This is a genomic window from Pseudomonas sp. A125, from assembly GCF_055409485.1.
Genome location: NZ_JBUZVP010000003.1, coordinates 318176 through 331668 on the forward strand (window position 1 = coordinate 318176; position 13493 = coordinate 331668).

The window sequence follows — 13493 nt, forward strand, 5'->3', positions numbered from 1 at the left end:
CCAAATCAATAAATCGATCCCTTTCCGACCTAGTTGCCGAAAACACGCTGGGACGCTTCCGCCAAAAGACTCATACGATCTCCTTCTAACGACCAGCTGAATTAGAGCTATCCGTCCCAGGCCCGGCTCCCCCTATGAACTTCGGTGGAAGCCTCTTCAGTAGGCACTCTTAGCCAACGTAACTAAAACAACCCCTTGCCCCCTCCCACCAAACACGCTACAAATCCCACCACCAAGTTGTACGACAACCTAAAAATAATCCCCCATCCCCGACGATGGCGCCAACTCCCCGAGCCCCCACCATGACTCCCCCTGCCCCCACCCAATTCCCCCGCCACATCGCCGTCCTGATCCTCCTCTGCATGGGCTGCGCCTTCGCCGGCAACCACATCGCCGCCCGCGTGGCCTTCGACGACGGCGCCGGAGTCCTGCTGGCCATCCTGATGCGCTCCGGCGGTACCCTGTTAGTGCTGGCGATACTGGTCCTATACCAACGCCAAAACCTGCGCCTCCCCCCAGGCGCATGGCGCTGGCAAGTGCTCCTGGGCCTGCTCATCGCCACCCAAAGCCTCTGCCTCTACTCCGCCGTCGCCCGTGTGCCGGTAGCGCTGGCCTTGCTGGTCGCCAACGTGTTCCCCATCCTGCTGGCCCTGCTCACCTGGGCACTCGGCGGTCCACGCCCCACCGCGCGCACGGCGTTGCTGATGGGCCTGATTCTGGTGGGCCTGGTGTTCGTGCTGGACGTACCCGGCCGCCTCTCCGCCAACACCACCCTCGGCCCGGAATGGCTGCTCGGCATCTCTCTGGCCTTTTGCGCGGCGTTAGTGTTCGCCTGTGCGCTGTGGATCACCGACCACAAGTTGTCTCAGGTGCGCGGTTCGGTGCGCAGTCTGCTGACGATCCTTATCGTATTCAGCAGCGTCAACCTCGCGGGTTTGAGCGGTGCACTTGTCGATGGCCTGAACCTACCGGCCACCAGTACCGGCTGGCTGGCATTGGCCACGTTGGTGGTGCTGTATGGCACGGGGTTTATCGTGCTGTTCATTTCGGTGCCGCGCCTGGATATGCCGCGTAATGCGCCGGTGATGAACATTGAGCCGCTGGCGACGTTGTTGATGGGCTGGATCGTGCTCGACCAGATGCTCAACGCCGGGCAGGTGGTGGGCGGGATGATTGTGGTGACAGGGATTGTGCTGCTGACGTATCGCAAGGCTGCCGCGCCTCCCGCCAAGACGCAGGTCGCGTAAGTCGAGAGGTGGGATGAAAAAGGGACGGATCCATTTTTAAATGAAGCCGTCCCCTTTATTTACGTTCCAGACTTTCGCGCATGGCGACAAGATCGTCCAGGTCGCTTTGTTGAGCGCGGACTAACGTCAATGGGGCGTTTTGATTGGGTTTGATGGGCATAGGTTGCGCTCTGCGTACCGTCCTGGGATGGCCAGTGTAGGAGGATTGGGATCCGGTCACACGCCGCTATTTTCTATCGTGGTCTGACTCCATATTTTTTCAGGATCGTTAATTTAATTTCTCGCCAAAAAAAATAGCAGCCATTTGAAAAACAAAGCAAGAAAGAAGACTTCCCGCTATTACATTAATGTATGTTGCTTTTTCACGACGCTTATCATAGCAGGCTAAAGCCAATACTAAAGAACCAATAAAGGTCATTATAAATGACAATACAGGAAGGATAATTGCCATGCCTGTAAATTCATATGATGCGCTGTACCCCCGCCCCCTATAGGTAATTATAGCGTGTTGAAAATAAATCGAGTTGATTGATAGCATCAGGAAACGTAAAGAAATAGCGACAAGTGTTACCGGCACTAAAAATGATATTTTATTATCGGGAATTTCCTCATGATCTATTTTTCTGCACGTATAGCAGCGTCCATTTTTTATTTTAACTAATGAAGAACTACTTATCACTTGGCAACTTTTGCAAATTTTTTCTTTAGACTTCATTCCTTGAAAATTTCCATTGTTCGGCTTATAGGTAATGAACTTATAGAGCAAGTACAAAATTTGAGAAGATAGGGTTAGACCACGCTCCGCTGTTTCCTATAGTGATCTGACCCCATTTTTTTGGCCCCATTTTTCTGTTGCTTTCCAGACGGGAGAGTCCAGCTTGTGACAGTCGACAATGCGGCGCTTAGAAACGCGGTTTAAACCCTGGCAATCCATTAGCCTCTCGCCACTCTTTGACAGTCTTGGTAATGCCCTCAGGAGTGCATTGAGACTCATCTTCCGGCCAATAAATTAGATCAGAACCGTCGGGGTGTCCCGTAACCGCCCTAAATTGGTCCAGAAGCTCATCCAGGACTTCATCTGGAGTGCCGTTCCTGTTGGCAGTGAATATTTCCTGCACAAGGCGGGTGAATTGGGTTTCTGTGTACTCTGAGATGCTCTTTCCCAAGGGGGTCACCGGTGATTGTCTATATGGTTTTTAGGGGTATTGACTCGTAAATTATCAACGTCGTAGACCTCGCCGCCTTTAGATACCCATTCAACATGGTGTAACTCAAAGCTGGCCCTTTTCCCCACGATGTCTCGCTGCCGGGCTTTGGGTGCGTTGCCTTCTCGCATACGATTAATGTTCTGCTCAGTAAACTCGTTAGCCAACTCCGGATCATCTGCCACAGCCTCCCAGAATGCCCCTCGGAAGCTGTCAAAACTTGAAAATGTGCGATCTCTAAGCTTATCCGCAATGCGCGTCGGGATAGGTACGCCAAGACCTGAACTGGCACCAGCCAACCAGACACCGAAAACGTTCTCACCGGCTCCTGTGACCACGCCGGAAGCATGCCGTACACTTAGTGATAGGTAAATCGGCGCAATATTAGGCTGACTCGGAAACCAGATGATTGCGTCTTGATAATCTGGAGGATGCTCCGGGTTGACCAGAATACGATTGACCTGTTCAGTCGGCGGGTAAACCCATGCAGCGGGCAACGGTGCAACACCTTCCAGCGCTGGAATCCCCAGCACCTCGTTAGGATCGGCGGCCGGTGTCCAGATGAGCTCAAACCCGTTTCCGATGTTCGCAACGAGTTGTTCGCCGCGTGCCTCTGCTTTGATCACTGGCACGCGCTGCCATTCTGTCTTTGTCCCGGTATAAAACCCGTACACGCTCACAGATCCATCTGCCAAGTGTTTTACATTGATCCGTGCTCGGGTGTTCGCTGCACTCAACTCCGCGTATTGCTCGGACGTATAGAAGGCGCTATCAGGCGAAGTTGTGTCAGGAATCAACAATGCGACGAAGCCCACAGCCGCTGGAGCTGCGAGGCCCGCTGATGCATTTCCAAGACCCAGCGCCCAGGTGCCACCCCAGTGATTCGCAAGGGCCGCTGCGCTACCGGAGCCGCCGACCCACTTCAGCGCAGTGCCACCTGCCACCATCGCTGAACCAGTGCCCAGCACTGCAAAGGTGCCGTATTGCTTAAGCGACTCAACCGGTACAAAACCACCAGGATTGCTATGGTTAATCACCCCATCCGGCAATGCACAGGACTTGGCGAAGACACTGCCCTTAAGCGGTGGTAGCGGTGGACTTTCAGGGATCGGTAGTGGCTCTTCAGGATGGGGAGATGGCTCTTTAATCTCTGGTCGTTGTTCATCTCGCAAAAGCCTATTGAGCCTCGCTTTTTCCTGCATTGCTTGGCCATAGCAGACTTTGCAATGGTGGCCATTCCAGTTCCCTGCGGTCATACAGCTATCATCCGGTGATAATTTAGCCAGTCAATTTCGGCGCCATAGCGCAGCCCAAACTCCGTCCCATCCTGCGTGAAGGTATCCAAAGGCGCCTTGACCTGCTGAACAACCTCCATCAACTGCGCGTCCTGATAAGTACAGGACGTTTTCCGGATCGCTCGGACGATCATCGAGCGTGCTTTAACGTCGTTCAGGTCAAGGTTGAGCGCCCAGAACTCGCTCAGTACAACCAAAACGCGCTCGGGAAAAAGATGCTGCTGAAAAGCCCAAAACTTAACAACTGACCGTTCGGCTAGGCTTCACAAAAAACGAATCGTCAGACAAGCCATCCGGAATTGCCTGTAGGAAAGTCGCCAGACGCCCCCTCCCCTATCGCAATCCTGTCGAATACTTGCCCAATCCTCCGACCTTCCCCTCTGCGCATAGCAACCCTCTGACCTACGGTCTAGAGTCAATCCAGTATCCCTCTACACTACTCAAACTACGTGCGTTCGAACCAACCGGGCCAACGATGCCCAGCGGCGCAGCCCCACCTCGCCGCCTGAAAAATACTAAAAAAATGCAACACCAACCGATGATCAGCGGGTGAGCCATGGAATTACGAATTAACCAGCAGACCCACCAAGTCGATGCAGAACCCGACACGCCTCTGCTCTGGGTCATCCGCGACAACCTGGGCATGACCGGCACCAAATACGGCTGCGGCCTGGCGCAATGCGGTGCGTGTTCCGTGCTGGTGGACGGCAACGTGGTGCGCTCGTGCGTCACGCCCGTCTCCGGTGTGGTTGGCCGGGAGATCACCACTATTGAGGCCATCGAGTCGGATGATGTCGGCAAGCGGGTCGTTGCCACGTGGGTCGAGTATCAGGTCGCTCAGTGCGGTTACTGCCAGTCCGGCCAGGTGATGGCGGCCACCGCGCTGCTCAAGCAAACGCCCAAGCCGAGCGATGCGCAGATCAAGGCGGCGATGGTCAACCTCTGCCGCTGTGGCACCTATAACGCGATTCATGCGGCGGTGCATGACCTTGCGAAGGGAGAGGCCTGATGAACGTTCGCATTGATCCCGCTGCCCTACCTTTGGTCGCGGCGTTGAATGACCCGGTGAACCTGTCCCGCCGTCGCTTCCTGGCCAGTACGGCCGTGGGTGCGTTGGTGATTGGTTTTGGTCTGCCGTTGGGTTCTGGCCGGGTGCAGGCGGCCACTGCTGCGGCGGCTGGTGAGCGCGGTACGCAGGTGCCGGCGTTCCTGGAGATTCGCCCGGACAACACGATTCGTTTGCTCAGCCCCTTTATTGAAGGCGGCCAGGGCACGTTCACGGCGATGGCGCAGATTGTCGGCGAGGAGTTGGACGCCGACCCGGCCACGTTCCTGGTTGAGTGCGCCCCGCCCGGCGAAGCCTTTGTGGTGATGGAAAATGGCATGCGTATCACCGGCGGCAGTATGTCGGTGCGCATGAGTTACCCGACGATGCGCCGGCTGGGCGCGCTGGCCCGGGCGATGTTGCTGGAGGCTGGGGCACAGGCGTTGAAGGTGCCGGTGGGTGAGCTGTCGACCGAGCCAGGCAAGGTGGTGCACGCGGCGTCTGGGCGTTCCCTTACGTATGGCGAGCTGGCCGGGCGGGCGATGGATTTGCCGGTGCCGGACGTTGCCAGTGTGAAGCTGCGCGACCCAAGCCAGTTCCGTTGGATCGGCAAGCCGGTGAAGCGTCTGGATGCGTATGACAAGTCCACCGGCAAGGCGCTGTACAGCATTGATATGAAGGTGGACGGCATGCTCCACGCGGCGGTGCAGCATGCGCCCCGCTTGGGTATGACGGTGGGCAGCCTGCGCAATGAGGACCAGGTCAAGGCCATGCCGGGAGTGCATTCGGTGCATCGCCTGCCGGGTGCGGTGGCGGTGGTGGCTGAACGTTGGTGGCATGCCAAGCGTGCGGTGGAGTCGATTCAGGTGGACTGGCTGGAGCCCACTGCGGATTCGAAGCTGCGCGGGATGCCGAAGGACTTTTCCAGCGACGAGCATTTCAAGCGCCTGGCCGCAGAAACCGGCCCCGCCCGGGATGATGAGAACGAGGGTGATGTGGCCGGCACGCTGGCGAATGCCAAAACCAAGGTCGAGGCCACGTACCACAACCAGTATCTGCACCATGCGCAGCTGGAGCCGCCGTCGGCGCTGGCGAGTTTCAACGCTGACGGTTCGCTGGAGATCTGGTTGCCGAATCAGGCGCAGGATATGTTCCTGGCCGATATCGCCAAGCGCACCGGTCTCGACCCGTCGCGGATTACCCTGCACTCGCCGTTGTTGGGTGGGTTTTTCGGCCGGCATTTTCTGTATGACTCGGCCAGCCCGTATCCACAGGCCATTGAGTTGGCCAAGGCGGTCGGGCGCCCGGTGAAGATGATCTGGAGCCGTGAAGAAGAATTCCTGCGGGACGTGCTACGCCCGGTGGCGGCGGTAAATTTCCGTGGGGCGCTGGACGGTGACGGCTGGCCGGTGGCGATTGAGGCGGTGAGTGCCACCGAGGGGCCGACCGAGGCCCTGGCCGGCAAGCAGGGCGAGAAGCTCGACCCGACGGCGCTGGAGGGGTTGTCTGGGAAGTCGTACGCGATTCCCAACAAGCGCATCGCGCAGATTTATGTAAAGGGCCCGGTGATGCTGGGCTACTGGCGTTCGGTGGGTAACTCGCTGAATGACTTTTTCTACGAGTCGTTTCTGGATGAACTGGCCGACAAGGGCGGCAAAGACCCGTTCGAGTTGCGCCTGCATTTGCTGCGGGATAACCAGCGGCTGACCACGCTGTTGAAGGCGGTGGGTGAGTTGTCGGGCGGCTGGAAACGTGGCCCGTTTGTCGCCGAAGACGGCAGCAAGCGTGCGCGTGGGGTGGCGATGGCGTCGCCGTTCGGCACGCAGACGGCGGTGATTGCCGAGGTGTCGATCGAGAACGGGCAGGTCAAGGTGCATGACATTTGGCAGGCGATCGACCCGGGCAGCATCGTCAACCCGGCGATTGTCGAGGCGCAGGTGAACGGGGCGGTGTCACTGGGCTTGTCCCAGGTGCTGTTGGAAGAGGCGGTGTATGTGGACGGCTTGCCTCGGGCGCGTAACTACGATTTGTACCCGGTGCTGCCGCCTTCGCGGATGGCGCGGGTGCATGTGCGCGTGATCGAGAGCGGGGAAAAAATGGGCGGCATTGGCGAACCGCCGCTGCCCGCCGTGGCGCCCGCCGTGGCCAACGCCGTCGCGGCGTTGACGGGGCAGCGCGTGCGCAGCATGCCGTTAAGCCGCCACTCCTTCACCTGACCGGGGCCTGAGCACTTATGAACAACCGTCGATTCGCAAGAACCGCTGGCTGGCTGGCGCTGCCGTGCCTGGTCGCGGCAGGCCTGCTGGCCTGGTATGTCACCCGTGAGCCTGCTTCGTCGCTGGGTGCCGAGCCTGTCGCCATGGAGCCGGCGCTGGTCGCCCGAGGCGAGTACGTCGCCCGGGTCAGCGACTGCGTGGCGTGCCACAGCGTGCCCAACAGCGCACCGTTTTCCGGTGGCCTGGAGATGGCCACGCCGCTGGGTTCGATCCATGCCACCAACGTCACGCCAGACCCGGAAACCGGGATTGGTCGCTACAGCCTCGCCGATTTCGACCGCGCGGTGCGCCACGGTGTCGCGCCGGGTGGGCGCCGGCTGTACCCGGCGATGCCGTATCCGTCTTATGCCAAGCTCAGTGACGATGATGTGAAGGCGTTGTATGCGTTCTTCATGAAGGGCGTGGCGCCGGTGCGGCAGGCCAATGTGCCCAGCTCGATCCCGTGGCCACTGAACATGCGTTGGCCGATCGCGCTGTGGAATGGCGTGTTTACCGACAGCAAGCCCTACGTAGCGAAGGCCGGGAAGGATGAGCTGTGGAACCGCGGCGCCTACATCGTGCAGGGGCCGGGGCATTGCGGCAGTTGCCACACGCCTCGGGGTTTGGCCTTTAACGAGAAAGCGCTGGATGAGGGCGGCAAGCCGTACCTGGCCGGTGGCTTGCTGGATGGCTGGTACGCACCGAGCCTGCGGGACGATCACAACACGGGCCTGGGGCGCTGGAGTGAGCCGGAGGTGGTGCAGTTCCTGAAGACCGGTCGCAATAAACATGCGGTGGTTTATGGCTCGATGACCGAGGCGTTCAACAACTCCACGCAGTTTATGAACGACGATGACCTGGCGGCGATTGCGCGGTATCTGCGTTCGCTGCCGGGGGATGAGCAGCGGGATGGGCCGGCTTGGCAGTATCAGGCGGTGTCGGCTGCGGAACATCAGGATGTGCCCGGCGCCCATACTTATGTGACCCGCTGCGCTTCGTGTCACGGGCTGGAAGGCAAAGGGCAACCGGACTGGATGCCGCCGCTGGCGGGGGCCACCTCTGCGCTGATCAAGGAGAGTGCCTCGGCGATCAACATCACCTTGAATGGCTCGCAGCGCGTGGTAGCGGCGAATGTGGCGGACGCTTATCGCATGCCGGCGTTTCGCGAGCAGTTGTCGGACCAGGAGATTGCTGAAGTGCTGACGTTTGTGCGCGGCACCTGGGGCAATCAGGGCGGTACGGTGGATGCGAAGGCGGTGGGCAAGTTGCGTGAGCACACGGGCCCGGCGAGCAGCAGCCCGATTATTCTGCAGATGCGTTGAGGGGTGTAGTGAGCGCCCCTGTGATGAGCGGGCTGTAGTGAGTGGGTTGTGGTGAGCGGGCTTGCCCCGCGCTGGGCTGCGAAGCGGCCCTAAAAACCAGCCACCGCATGGTGCCTGACACTCTGTGGTGGCCTTATTGGGGCCGCTTCGCAGCCCAGCGCGGGGCAAGCCCGCTCACCACCACAACCCACTCACCACAATCCGCTCACCACAAAGGGCTTTGTGTCAGCTTGCAAGCGTTGTGTAGATACCTGTGTTCATCAGGTACGCCCGCCCCCACATTTTTAACCGCGTTTGGGCAGCTTCCAGTTCGGCCGAATAAAGTGGCAGGTGTAGCCGTTGGGAATCCGCTCCAGGTAATCCTGATGCTCCGGCTCTGCTTCCCAGAACGGTCCCGCCGGTTCGATTTCGGTCACCACACGGCCTGGCCACAGCCCCGAGGCATCCACGTCCGCTGCGGTGTCTTCTGCCACGTCGCGTTGCTGTTCGCTCAGGTAATAAATCGCCGAACGGTAGCCGGGGCCCAGGTCATTACCCTGGCGGTTGGGCGTGCTGGGGTCGTGGATCTGGAAAAAGAACTCGAGGATCTGCCGGTACGTGATCACCGCCGGGTCGAAGACGATCTCGATGGCTTCGGCATGGTTGCCGTGGTTGCGGTAGGTGGCATTCGGCACCTCGCCGCCGGTATAGCCGACGCGCGTTTGCAGCACGCCGGGGTAGCGTCGCAACAGGTCTTGCATGCCCCAGAAGCAGCCGCCGGCGAGGATGGCGGTTTCAGTTTGGTTGGTCATGGTGTTCTTCCCCTGGATGGATACAGCCCTAGTTATGGGGCCGGGTTGAGTAATACCAAGGTTGAACCGCGGGTTACCAGCGCCGCCCGTCGATAGGCCCCGCCTTATCTGGCCTAAATCCTGCGTACTCCAACCCCGACCAAGTCGCTGCTGACTATGCGGACGACTCTTTTGAGCCCCGCCGCCCAACCCCCGCCCCCGATAATCAAGCATCCCCTACCACCGCCGAGGCCTTCCCCCATGACGAGCCCATCCACCGAACAGGTCAGCCCGCAAACCCTGCGCAGAGTGATCATCGCCGCCGGCATCGGTAACTTCGTGGAGTGGTTCGACTTCGCCGTCTACGGTTTTCTCGCCACCACCATCGCCCAACAATTCTTCCCCAGCGGTGACGCCAGCGCGGCGCTGCTCAAGACCTTCGCGGTGTTCGCGGTGGCCTTCGCGTTTCGGCCCCTGGGCGGGATTTTCTTCGGCATGCTCGGCGACCGGATCGGGCGCAAACGCACGCTGGCCATGACGATTTTGCTGATGGCCGGCGCCACCACGCTGATCGGCCTGCTGCCCACCTACGCCGCCATCGGCGTGGCGGCGCCGATTCTGTTGTCGCTGATCCGCTGCGCCCAGGGCTTCTCCGCCGGCGGTGAATACGCGGGCGCCTGTGCCTATCTGATGGAACACGCGCCGAGTGACAAACGCGCGTGGTACGGCAGCTTTGTGCCGGTATCGACTTTTTCCGCCTTTGCCGCAGCAGCGGTGGTGGCGTATGCGCTTGAAGCGTCGTTGTCGGCCGAGGCGATGGGCAGTTGGGGCTGGCGCTTGCCGTTCCTGATCGCCGCGCCGCTGGGCCTGGTGGGGCTTTACCTGCGCTGGAAGCTGGATGAGACGCCGGCCTTCCAGGCGGTGAAGCAGGAACACGCAGTCGCCCACTCCCCGCTCAAGGAAACGCTGCGCAACCATGGTGCGGCGATCTGCTGCCTGGGCGCTTTTGTGTCGCTCACGGCGCTGTCGTTTTACATGTTCACCACCTACTTCGCGACGTACCTGCAAGTGGCCGGTGGGTTGAGCCGGGCGATGGCGTTGCTGGTGTCGCTGATTGCACTGATTTTCGCGGCGGCAATTTGCCCGCTGGCGGGGTTGTATTCGGATCGCGTGGGGCGGCGGGTCACAGTAATGACCGCGTGTGTGTTGTTGATCGTGGTGGTGTACCCGTCGTTCCTGATGGCCAGTTCGGGCTCGTTCGCGGCGTCGATTGTCGGGGTGATGTTGCTGGCGGTGGGTGCAGTGTTGTGTGGGGTGGTGACGGCGGCGTTGCTGTCGGAGACTTTTCCGACGCGCACGCGGTATACCGCTTCGGCGATTACTTACAACATGGCGTATACGATCTTCGGCGGTACGGCGCCGTTGATGGCAACATGGTTGATCAGCACCACGGGCAGCAACCTGTCGCCGGCGTTTTATCTGATTGCGGTGGCGTTGCTGGCATTGGCGGGTGGGTTGGCGCTGCCGGAGACGTCGCGGATCTCGCTGCATGACGTGGGCGCGGAGGAAAAAGGCGCGGCGCCGGTGCTGTCGAGTCAAAGTCGGCGGGTGTTCAAAAGCGCCGGAGACCTGAGCCATGCGGATTACCTGCCTTCATACCGCCGCACCACTCCTCAACCCCGGTGAAACCGTGGTGTTGTTCGACGGTGTGTGCAAGCTGTGCAACGGCTGGGCAAGGTTCCTCATTCGCCATGACCACGACCGGCGTGTGCGGTTGGCGGCCGTTCAGTCGCCCGAAGGTCAGGCGCTATTGGCCTGGGCGGGGTTGCCGCTGGATCAGTTCGACACCCTCGCAGTGATCCGCGACCGGCACTACTGGGAGCGTTCGGAGGCGGTGCTCGAAATCATTGCGCAACTGCCTGCCCGCTGGCGCCCATTGCTACTCCTGCGCGCCATCCCGCGTGTCCTTCGGGATTGGGCTTACGACCGCATCGCGCGTAATCGCTATCGGCTCTTCGGGAAGTACGACACCTGCCTGTTGCCGGATCCGGATCATGAGCAGCGTTTTTTGAAAGACACAACAACTGACCGCAACTATTAATCGCCTTCCTCGACCCGTTGTTTTTCCAGCGCTTGCTCTCTCAACAGAGCCTGTGTGACCTGCTCAATGTAATCAAATACTTCAGCCTGAACCGAATATTGATACTGCTTACGACGGTTCCTGGGGACGGCGCCGTTATTGGTGTGCGCGAGCCCCGCGCCAATGAACGGCCCCACCGCGTAACCAATGTTGATCACGGTGTAGCGCACCGAAAACACTTTGCCGCGTTCGGCTTCCGGCAGCAGTTTGCCAAACGCGGCCTTGACCACGATATCGATCACTGAATAGGCAAAATTGAACGACACCAGAAACAGGAAAAACAGCCACAGGTGCGACGTGAGGCACATACCAATGAAGCCCACGGTGAAAAAACCCGTGAAGCTGAGGATCAATCGATAGCTGGAGATTTTGTCAGTCAGGTAGCCGCCGTAAAGGCTTAACAACGAGCCGACAAGCATTGCACCGCCTACCACCAGACCGATCTCGCTGATGCCCAACGTGAAGTTGGATGACAGGTAAATCACCATATACGGCAGGGTAATGGCGCGCCCCAGTGTCAGAAACAACGCAGACGACAGCAGCAGATTGACCGAAAACGGGTAGTGTCTGAAGGCTGCGAGCATCCGAATTGATTCCTGTAGTGGGCAGTATCAAAGGCTGGGTCACATATCGTTACACACCCACCTTTCAGCCTGCGTAATTATTTAACCTCTTCCCCAATCGCCTGCGCCGCCTGAGCCAAACGCTGCGTGGCGGTGCGGATCTCCTCCGAATCAAGCGAGGCGAATCCCAAACGCAAGGCATTCTCCGGATGGTCAAAGGGCGAAAACAAGCGACCGCTGCGCACCACCAAGTCCAGCTCCAGCGCCTTTTCAGCCAGTTGGTCGACGTCGATTGAGTCGGCGAACCTGACCCACAGCGCCAGCCCGCCTTCGGGTTCCTGCACGGTTATCTGCTCGCCAAACGCCTCCAGCAGGCAACTGAGCAGCGTCTCCCGGCGCCGGCGGTATTCCCTGGACACCCGGCGCAGGTGCTTCTTCAGCTCGCCATCGTTGATCAAGTCCGCCAGCACCCGCTGCATGACGGCATCACCCTGGCCCAGGCTCACCGCCGCCGTGCGCTCGAGCGCTTCGATGAGATTCGACGGTGCAACGATGTAGCTGCAACGGAAGGTGCTGCCCAGGGACTTGGACAGCGAGCCGATGTAGATCACATGGCGCTGCGCACTGTCGCTGGCCAGGGGCAAATAGGGCCGACCGGCAAAGTGATACTCGTGGTCGTAATCTTCCTCGATGATGCAGAAGTCATGCAGCCGGGCCAGTTCCAGAAGTTGCTGGCGACGTGCGGCGTGCAAACTGACGGTGCTCGGAAACTGATGATGGGGGGTGACATACATCATCCGCACGTTGTGCACGCGGCACAGTTCAGCGAGCTGATCGACCCGGCAACCTTCATCGTCCAGGTCCACGGTGACCAGTTGCGCACCCAACTGGCGGAAAATCTCCCAGGCCGGTGGGTAACTCAGGCGCTCGACCACCACAACATCCCCGGGTTTGAGCAGCACGCTGGCAGTCAGGTACAGCGACATCTGCACGCCTTGGGTCAGGCAAATCTGCTGCGCATCGACATTCAGGCCTCGATTATGGCGCAACATTTCGGCCAAGGCGTTGCGCAGGTATTGGCCGCTGCCTTCGCTGCCATGGCGCACGGTGTTGGTGGTGAAGCTGTTGCGCAAGGCATTGCGGTAATAGCGATGCAGCACGGCTTGCGGCAGCAGACGATGGTCACTGGCGCCATTATCGAAAAACAGCGCACCCGCCCGATGGTGCAGCGCTGTTACCTGCTCGCCTGGGGTGAAGTAGGCAACCGCCGGGGCCTCCCGCAACGCCGGGGCAAACGACTTCGGCGCGCTGGGCTCGGCGACCGCTCCTGTCGCCAGTTGCGTACTGACGAAGGTACCGCGGCGCTGAATGCTGACCAGCCAGCCTTTGGTCACCGCCTCCTCGTAGGCAAGGATCACCGTCTTGCGGTTGACGTCCAGCAGTTGCGCCATTTCCCGCGTGCCGGGCAACAGCGTTCCGGGGCGCAGGCGGCCCTCGACAATCGCGCTCACCAGACCCTCGATGATCTTTCTGTACGACGCCTGCGGCTGCGCCCCATCGAGTTTGAGCAACGGGCGCCATTTGCGAAGCTGGACCATATGAATTATCCAAAACTGGAGGTTCTTCTGGTCCTAGTCTAACGCAACAATCG

Annotated in this window: 11 protein-coding genes and 2 pseudogenes; 6 read left to right on the forward strand and 7 right to left on the reverse strand. The window is 59.7% G+C overall.

Annotation, left to right across the window (positions count from 1 at the left end; genetic code table 11):
• Positions 1-302: 302 nt before the first annotated feature.
• Complete coding sequence (locus ACZRN6_RS06565) at positions 303-1247, forward strand: EamA family transporter (protein ID WP_464007499.1); 945 nt, start codon at positions 303-305, stop codon at positions 1245-1247.
• A gap of 268 nt (positions 1248-1515) precedes the next feature.
• On the opposite strand, the gene ACZRN6_RS06570 is transcribed toward ACZRN6_RS06565, so the two are convergent.
• From ACZRN6_RS06570 to ACZRN6_RS06585, 4 genes are all read right to left on the reverse strand, one after another.
• Positions 1516-1962 carry a hypothetical protein gene (locus ACZRN6_RS06570; protein ID WP_464007500.1) on the reverse strand — a complete coding sequence of 149 codons (447 nt, stop codon included), beginning with the start codon at positions 1960-1962 and terminating at the stop codon, positions 1516-1518.
• Positions 1963-2149: 187 nt separating this feature from the next.
• Entirely contained in the window at positions 2150-2413 is a 264-nt protein-coding gene (locus ACZRN6_RS06575) for a bacteriocin immunity protein (RefSeq protein ID WP_464007501.1), read from the reverse strand.
• A gap of 5 nt (positions 2414-2418) precedes the next feature.
• A complete protein-coding gene (locus tag ACZRN6_RS06580) occupies positions 2419-3708 on the reverse strand; it encodes an S-type pyocin domain-containing protein (protein ID WP_464007502.1) in 1290 nt (429 codons plus the stop codon).
• Positions 3705-3944 carry a hypothetical protein gene (locus tag ACZRN6_RS06585; RefSeq protein ID WP_464007503.1) on the reverse strand — a complete coding sequence of 80 codons (240 nt, stop codon included), beginning with the start codon at positions 3942-3944 and terminating at the stop codon, positions 3705-3707. The genes ACZRN6_RS06580 and ACZRN6_RS06585 overlap by 4 nt, the downstream gene beginning before the upstream one ends.
• A gap of 359 nt (positions 3945-4303) precedes the next feature.
• Between ACZRN6_RS06585 and ACZRN6_RS06590 the strand changes: the two genes are divergently transcribed.
• From ACZRN6_RS06590 to ACZRN6_RS06600, 3 genes are read left to right on the forward strand one after another with little or no spacing between them, the layout of a single operon-like run.
• Complete coding sequence (locus ACZRN6_RS06590) at positions 4304-4756, forward strand: (2Fe-2S)-binding protein (protein WP_322144228.1); 453 nt, start codon at positions 4304-4306, stop codon at positions 4754-4756.
• Entirely contained in the window at positions 4756-7008 is a 2253-nt protein-coding gene (locus tag ACZRN6_RS06595; protein WP_464007504.1) for a xanthine dehydrogenase family protein molybdopterin-binding subunit, read from the forward strand. The genes ACZRN6_RS06590 and ACZRN6_RS06595 overlap by 1 nt, the downstream gene beginning before the upstream one ends.
• A gap of 17 nt (positions 7009-7025) precedes the next feature.
• The gene (locus ACZRN6_RS06600; protein WP_322144226.1) at positions 7026-8369 is read left to right on the forward strand and encodes a c-type cytochrome; all 1344 of its coding nucleotides are present in this window, start codon (positions 7026-7028) and stop codon (positions 8367-8369) included.
• 284 nt (positions 8370-8653) lie between these two features.
• Here ACZRN6_RS06600 and msrA read toward each other — a convergent pair whose 3' ends face one another.
• Entirely contained in the window at positions 8654-9160 is a 507-nt protein-coding gene (msrA, locus tag ACZRN6_RS06605) for a peptide-methionine (S)-S-oxide reductase MsrA (protein ID WP_322144225.1), read from the reverse strand.
• A 240-nt stretch (positions 9161-9400) separates the two neighbouring features.
• Between msrA and ACZRN6_RS06610 the strand changes: the two are divergent.
• Together ACZRN6_RS06610 and ACZRN6_RS06615 are read left to right on the forward strand one after the other, a co-directional pair.
• A pseudogene (locus tag ACZRN6_RS06610) lies at positions 9401-10732 on the forward strand (MFS transporter); the annotation flags it as partial.
• A 43-nt stretch (positions 10733-10775) separates the two neighbouring features.
• Positions 10776-11240 (forward strand): thiol-disulfide oxidoreductase DCC family protein, encoded by a 465-nt coding sequence (locus ACZRN6_RS06615; protein ID WP_464007505.1) that lies wholly within the window; start codon positions 10776-10778, stop codon positions 11238-11240.
• A 143-nt stretch (positions 11241-11383) separates the two neighbouring features.
• Here ACZRN6_RS06615 and ACZRN6_RS06620 read toward each other — a convergent pair.
• Positions 11384-11863: pseudogene (locus tag ACZRN6_RS06620) on the reverse strand (MFS transporter); the annotation flags it as partial.
• Positions 11864-11940: 77 nt separating this feature from the next.
• Positions 11941-13440, reverse strand: a complete 1500-nt coding sequence (gene pdxR / locus ACZRN6_RS06625) for a MocR-like pyridoxine biosynthesis transcription factor PdxR (RefSeq protein ID WP_464007506.1) — start codon at positions 13438-13440, stop codon at positions 11941-11943.
• Between the last annotated feature and the right edge of the window lie 53 nt (positions 13441-13493).

Excerpts from the sequence above, each read along its gene's own strand:
- ACZRN6_RS06565 (WP_464007499.1), top strand. The coding sequence starts at position 303 with ATGACTCCCCCTGCCCCCACCCAATTCCCCCGCCACATCGCCGTCCTG.
- ACZRN6_RS06570 (WP_464007500.1), bottom strand. The coding sequence starts at position 1,962 with ATGAAGTCTAAAGAAAAAATTTGCAAAAGTTGCCAAGTGATAAGTAGT.
- ACZRN6_RS06580 (WP_464007502.1), bottom strand. The coding sequence starts at position 3,708 with ATGACCGCAGGGAACTGGAATGGCCACCATTGCAAAGTCTGCTATGGC.
- ACZRN6_RS06590 (WP_322144228.1), top strand. The coding sequence starts at position 4,304 with ATGGAATTACGAATTAACCAGCAGACCCACCAAGTCGATGCAGAACCC.
- ACZRN6_RS06595 (WP_464007504.1), top strand. The coding sequence starts at position 4,756 with ATGAACGTTCGCATTGATCCCGCTGCCCTACCTTTGGTCGCGGCGTTG.
- ACZRN6_RS06600 (WP_322144226.1), top strand. The coding sequence starts at position 7,026 with ATGAACAACCGTCGATTCGCAAGAACCGCTGGCTGGCTGGCGCTGCCG.
- msrA (WP_322144225.1), bottom strand. The coding sequence starts at position 9,160 with ATGACCAACCAAACTGAAACCGCCATCCTCGCCGGCGGCTGCTTCTGG.
- ACZRN6_RS06615 (WP_464007505.1), top strand. The coding sequence starts at position 10,776 with ATGCGGATTACCTGCCTTCATACCGCCGCACCACTCCTCAACCCCGGT.
- pdxR (WP_464007506.1), bottom strand. The coding sequence starts at position 13,440 with ATGGTCCAGCTTCGCAAATGGCGCCCGTTGCTCAAACTCGATGGGGCG.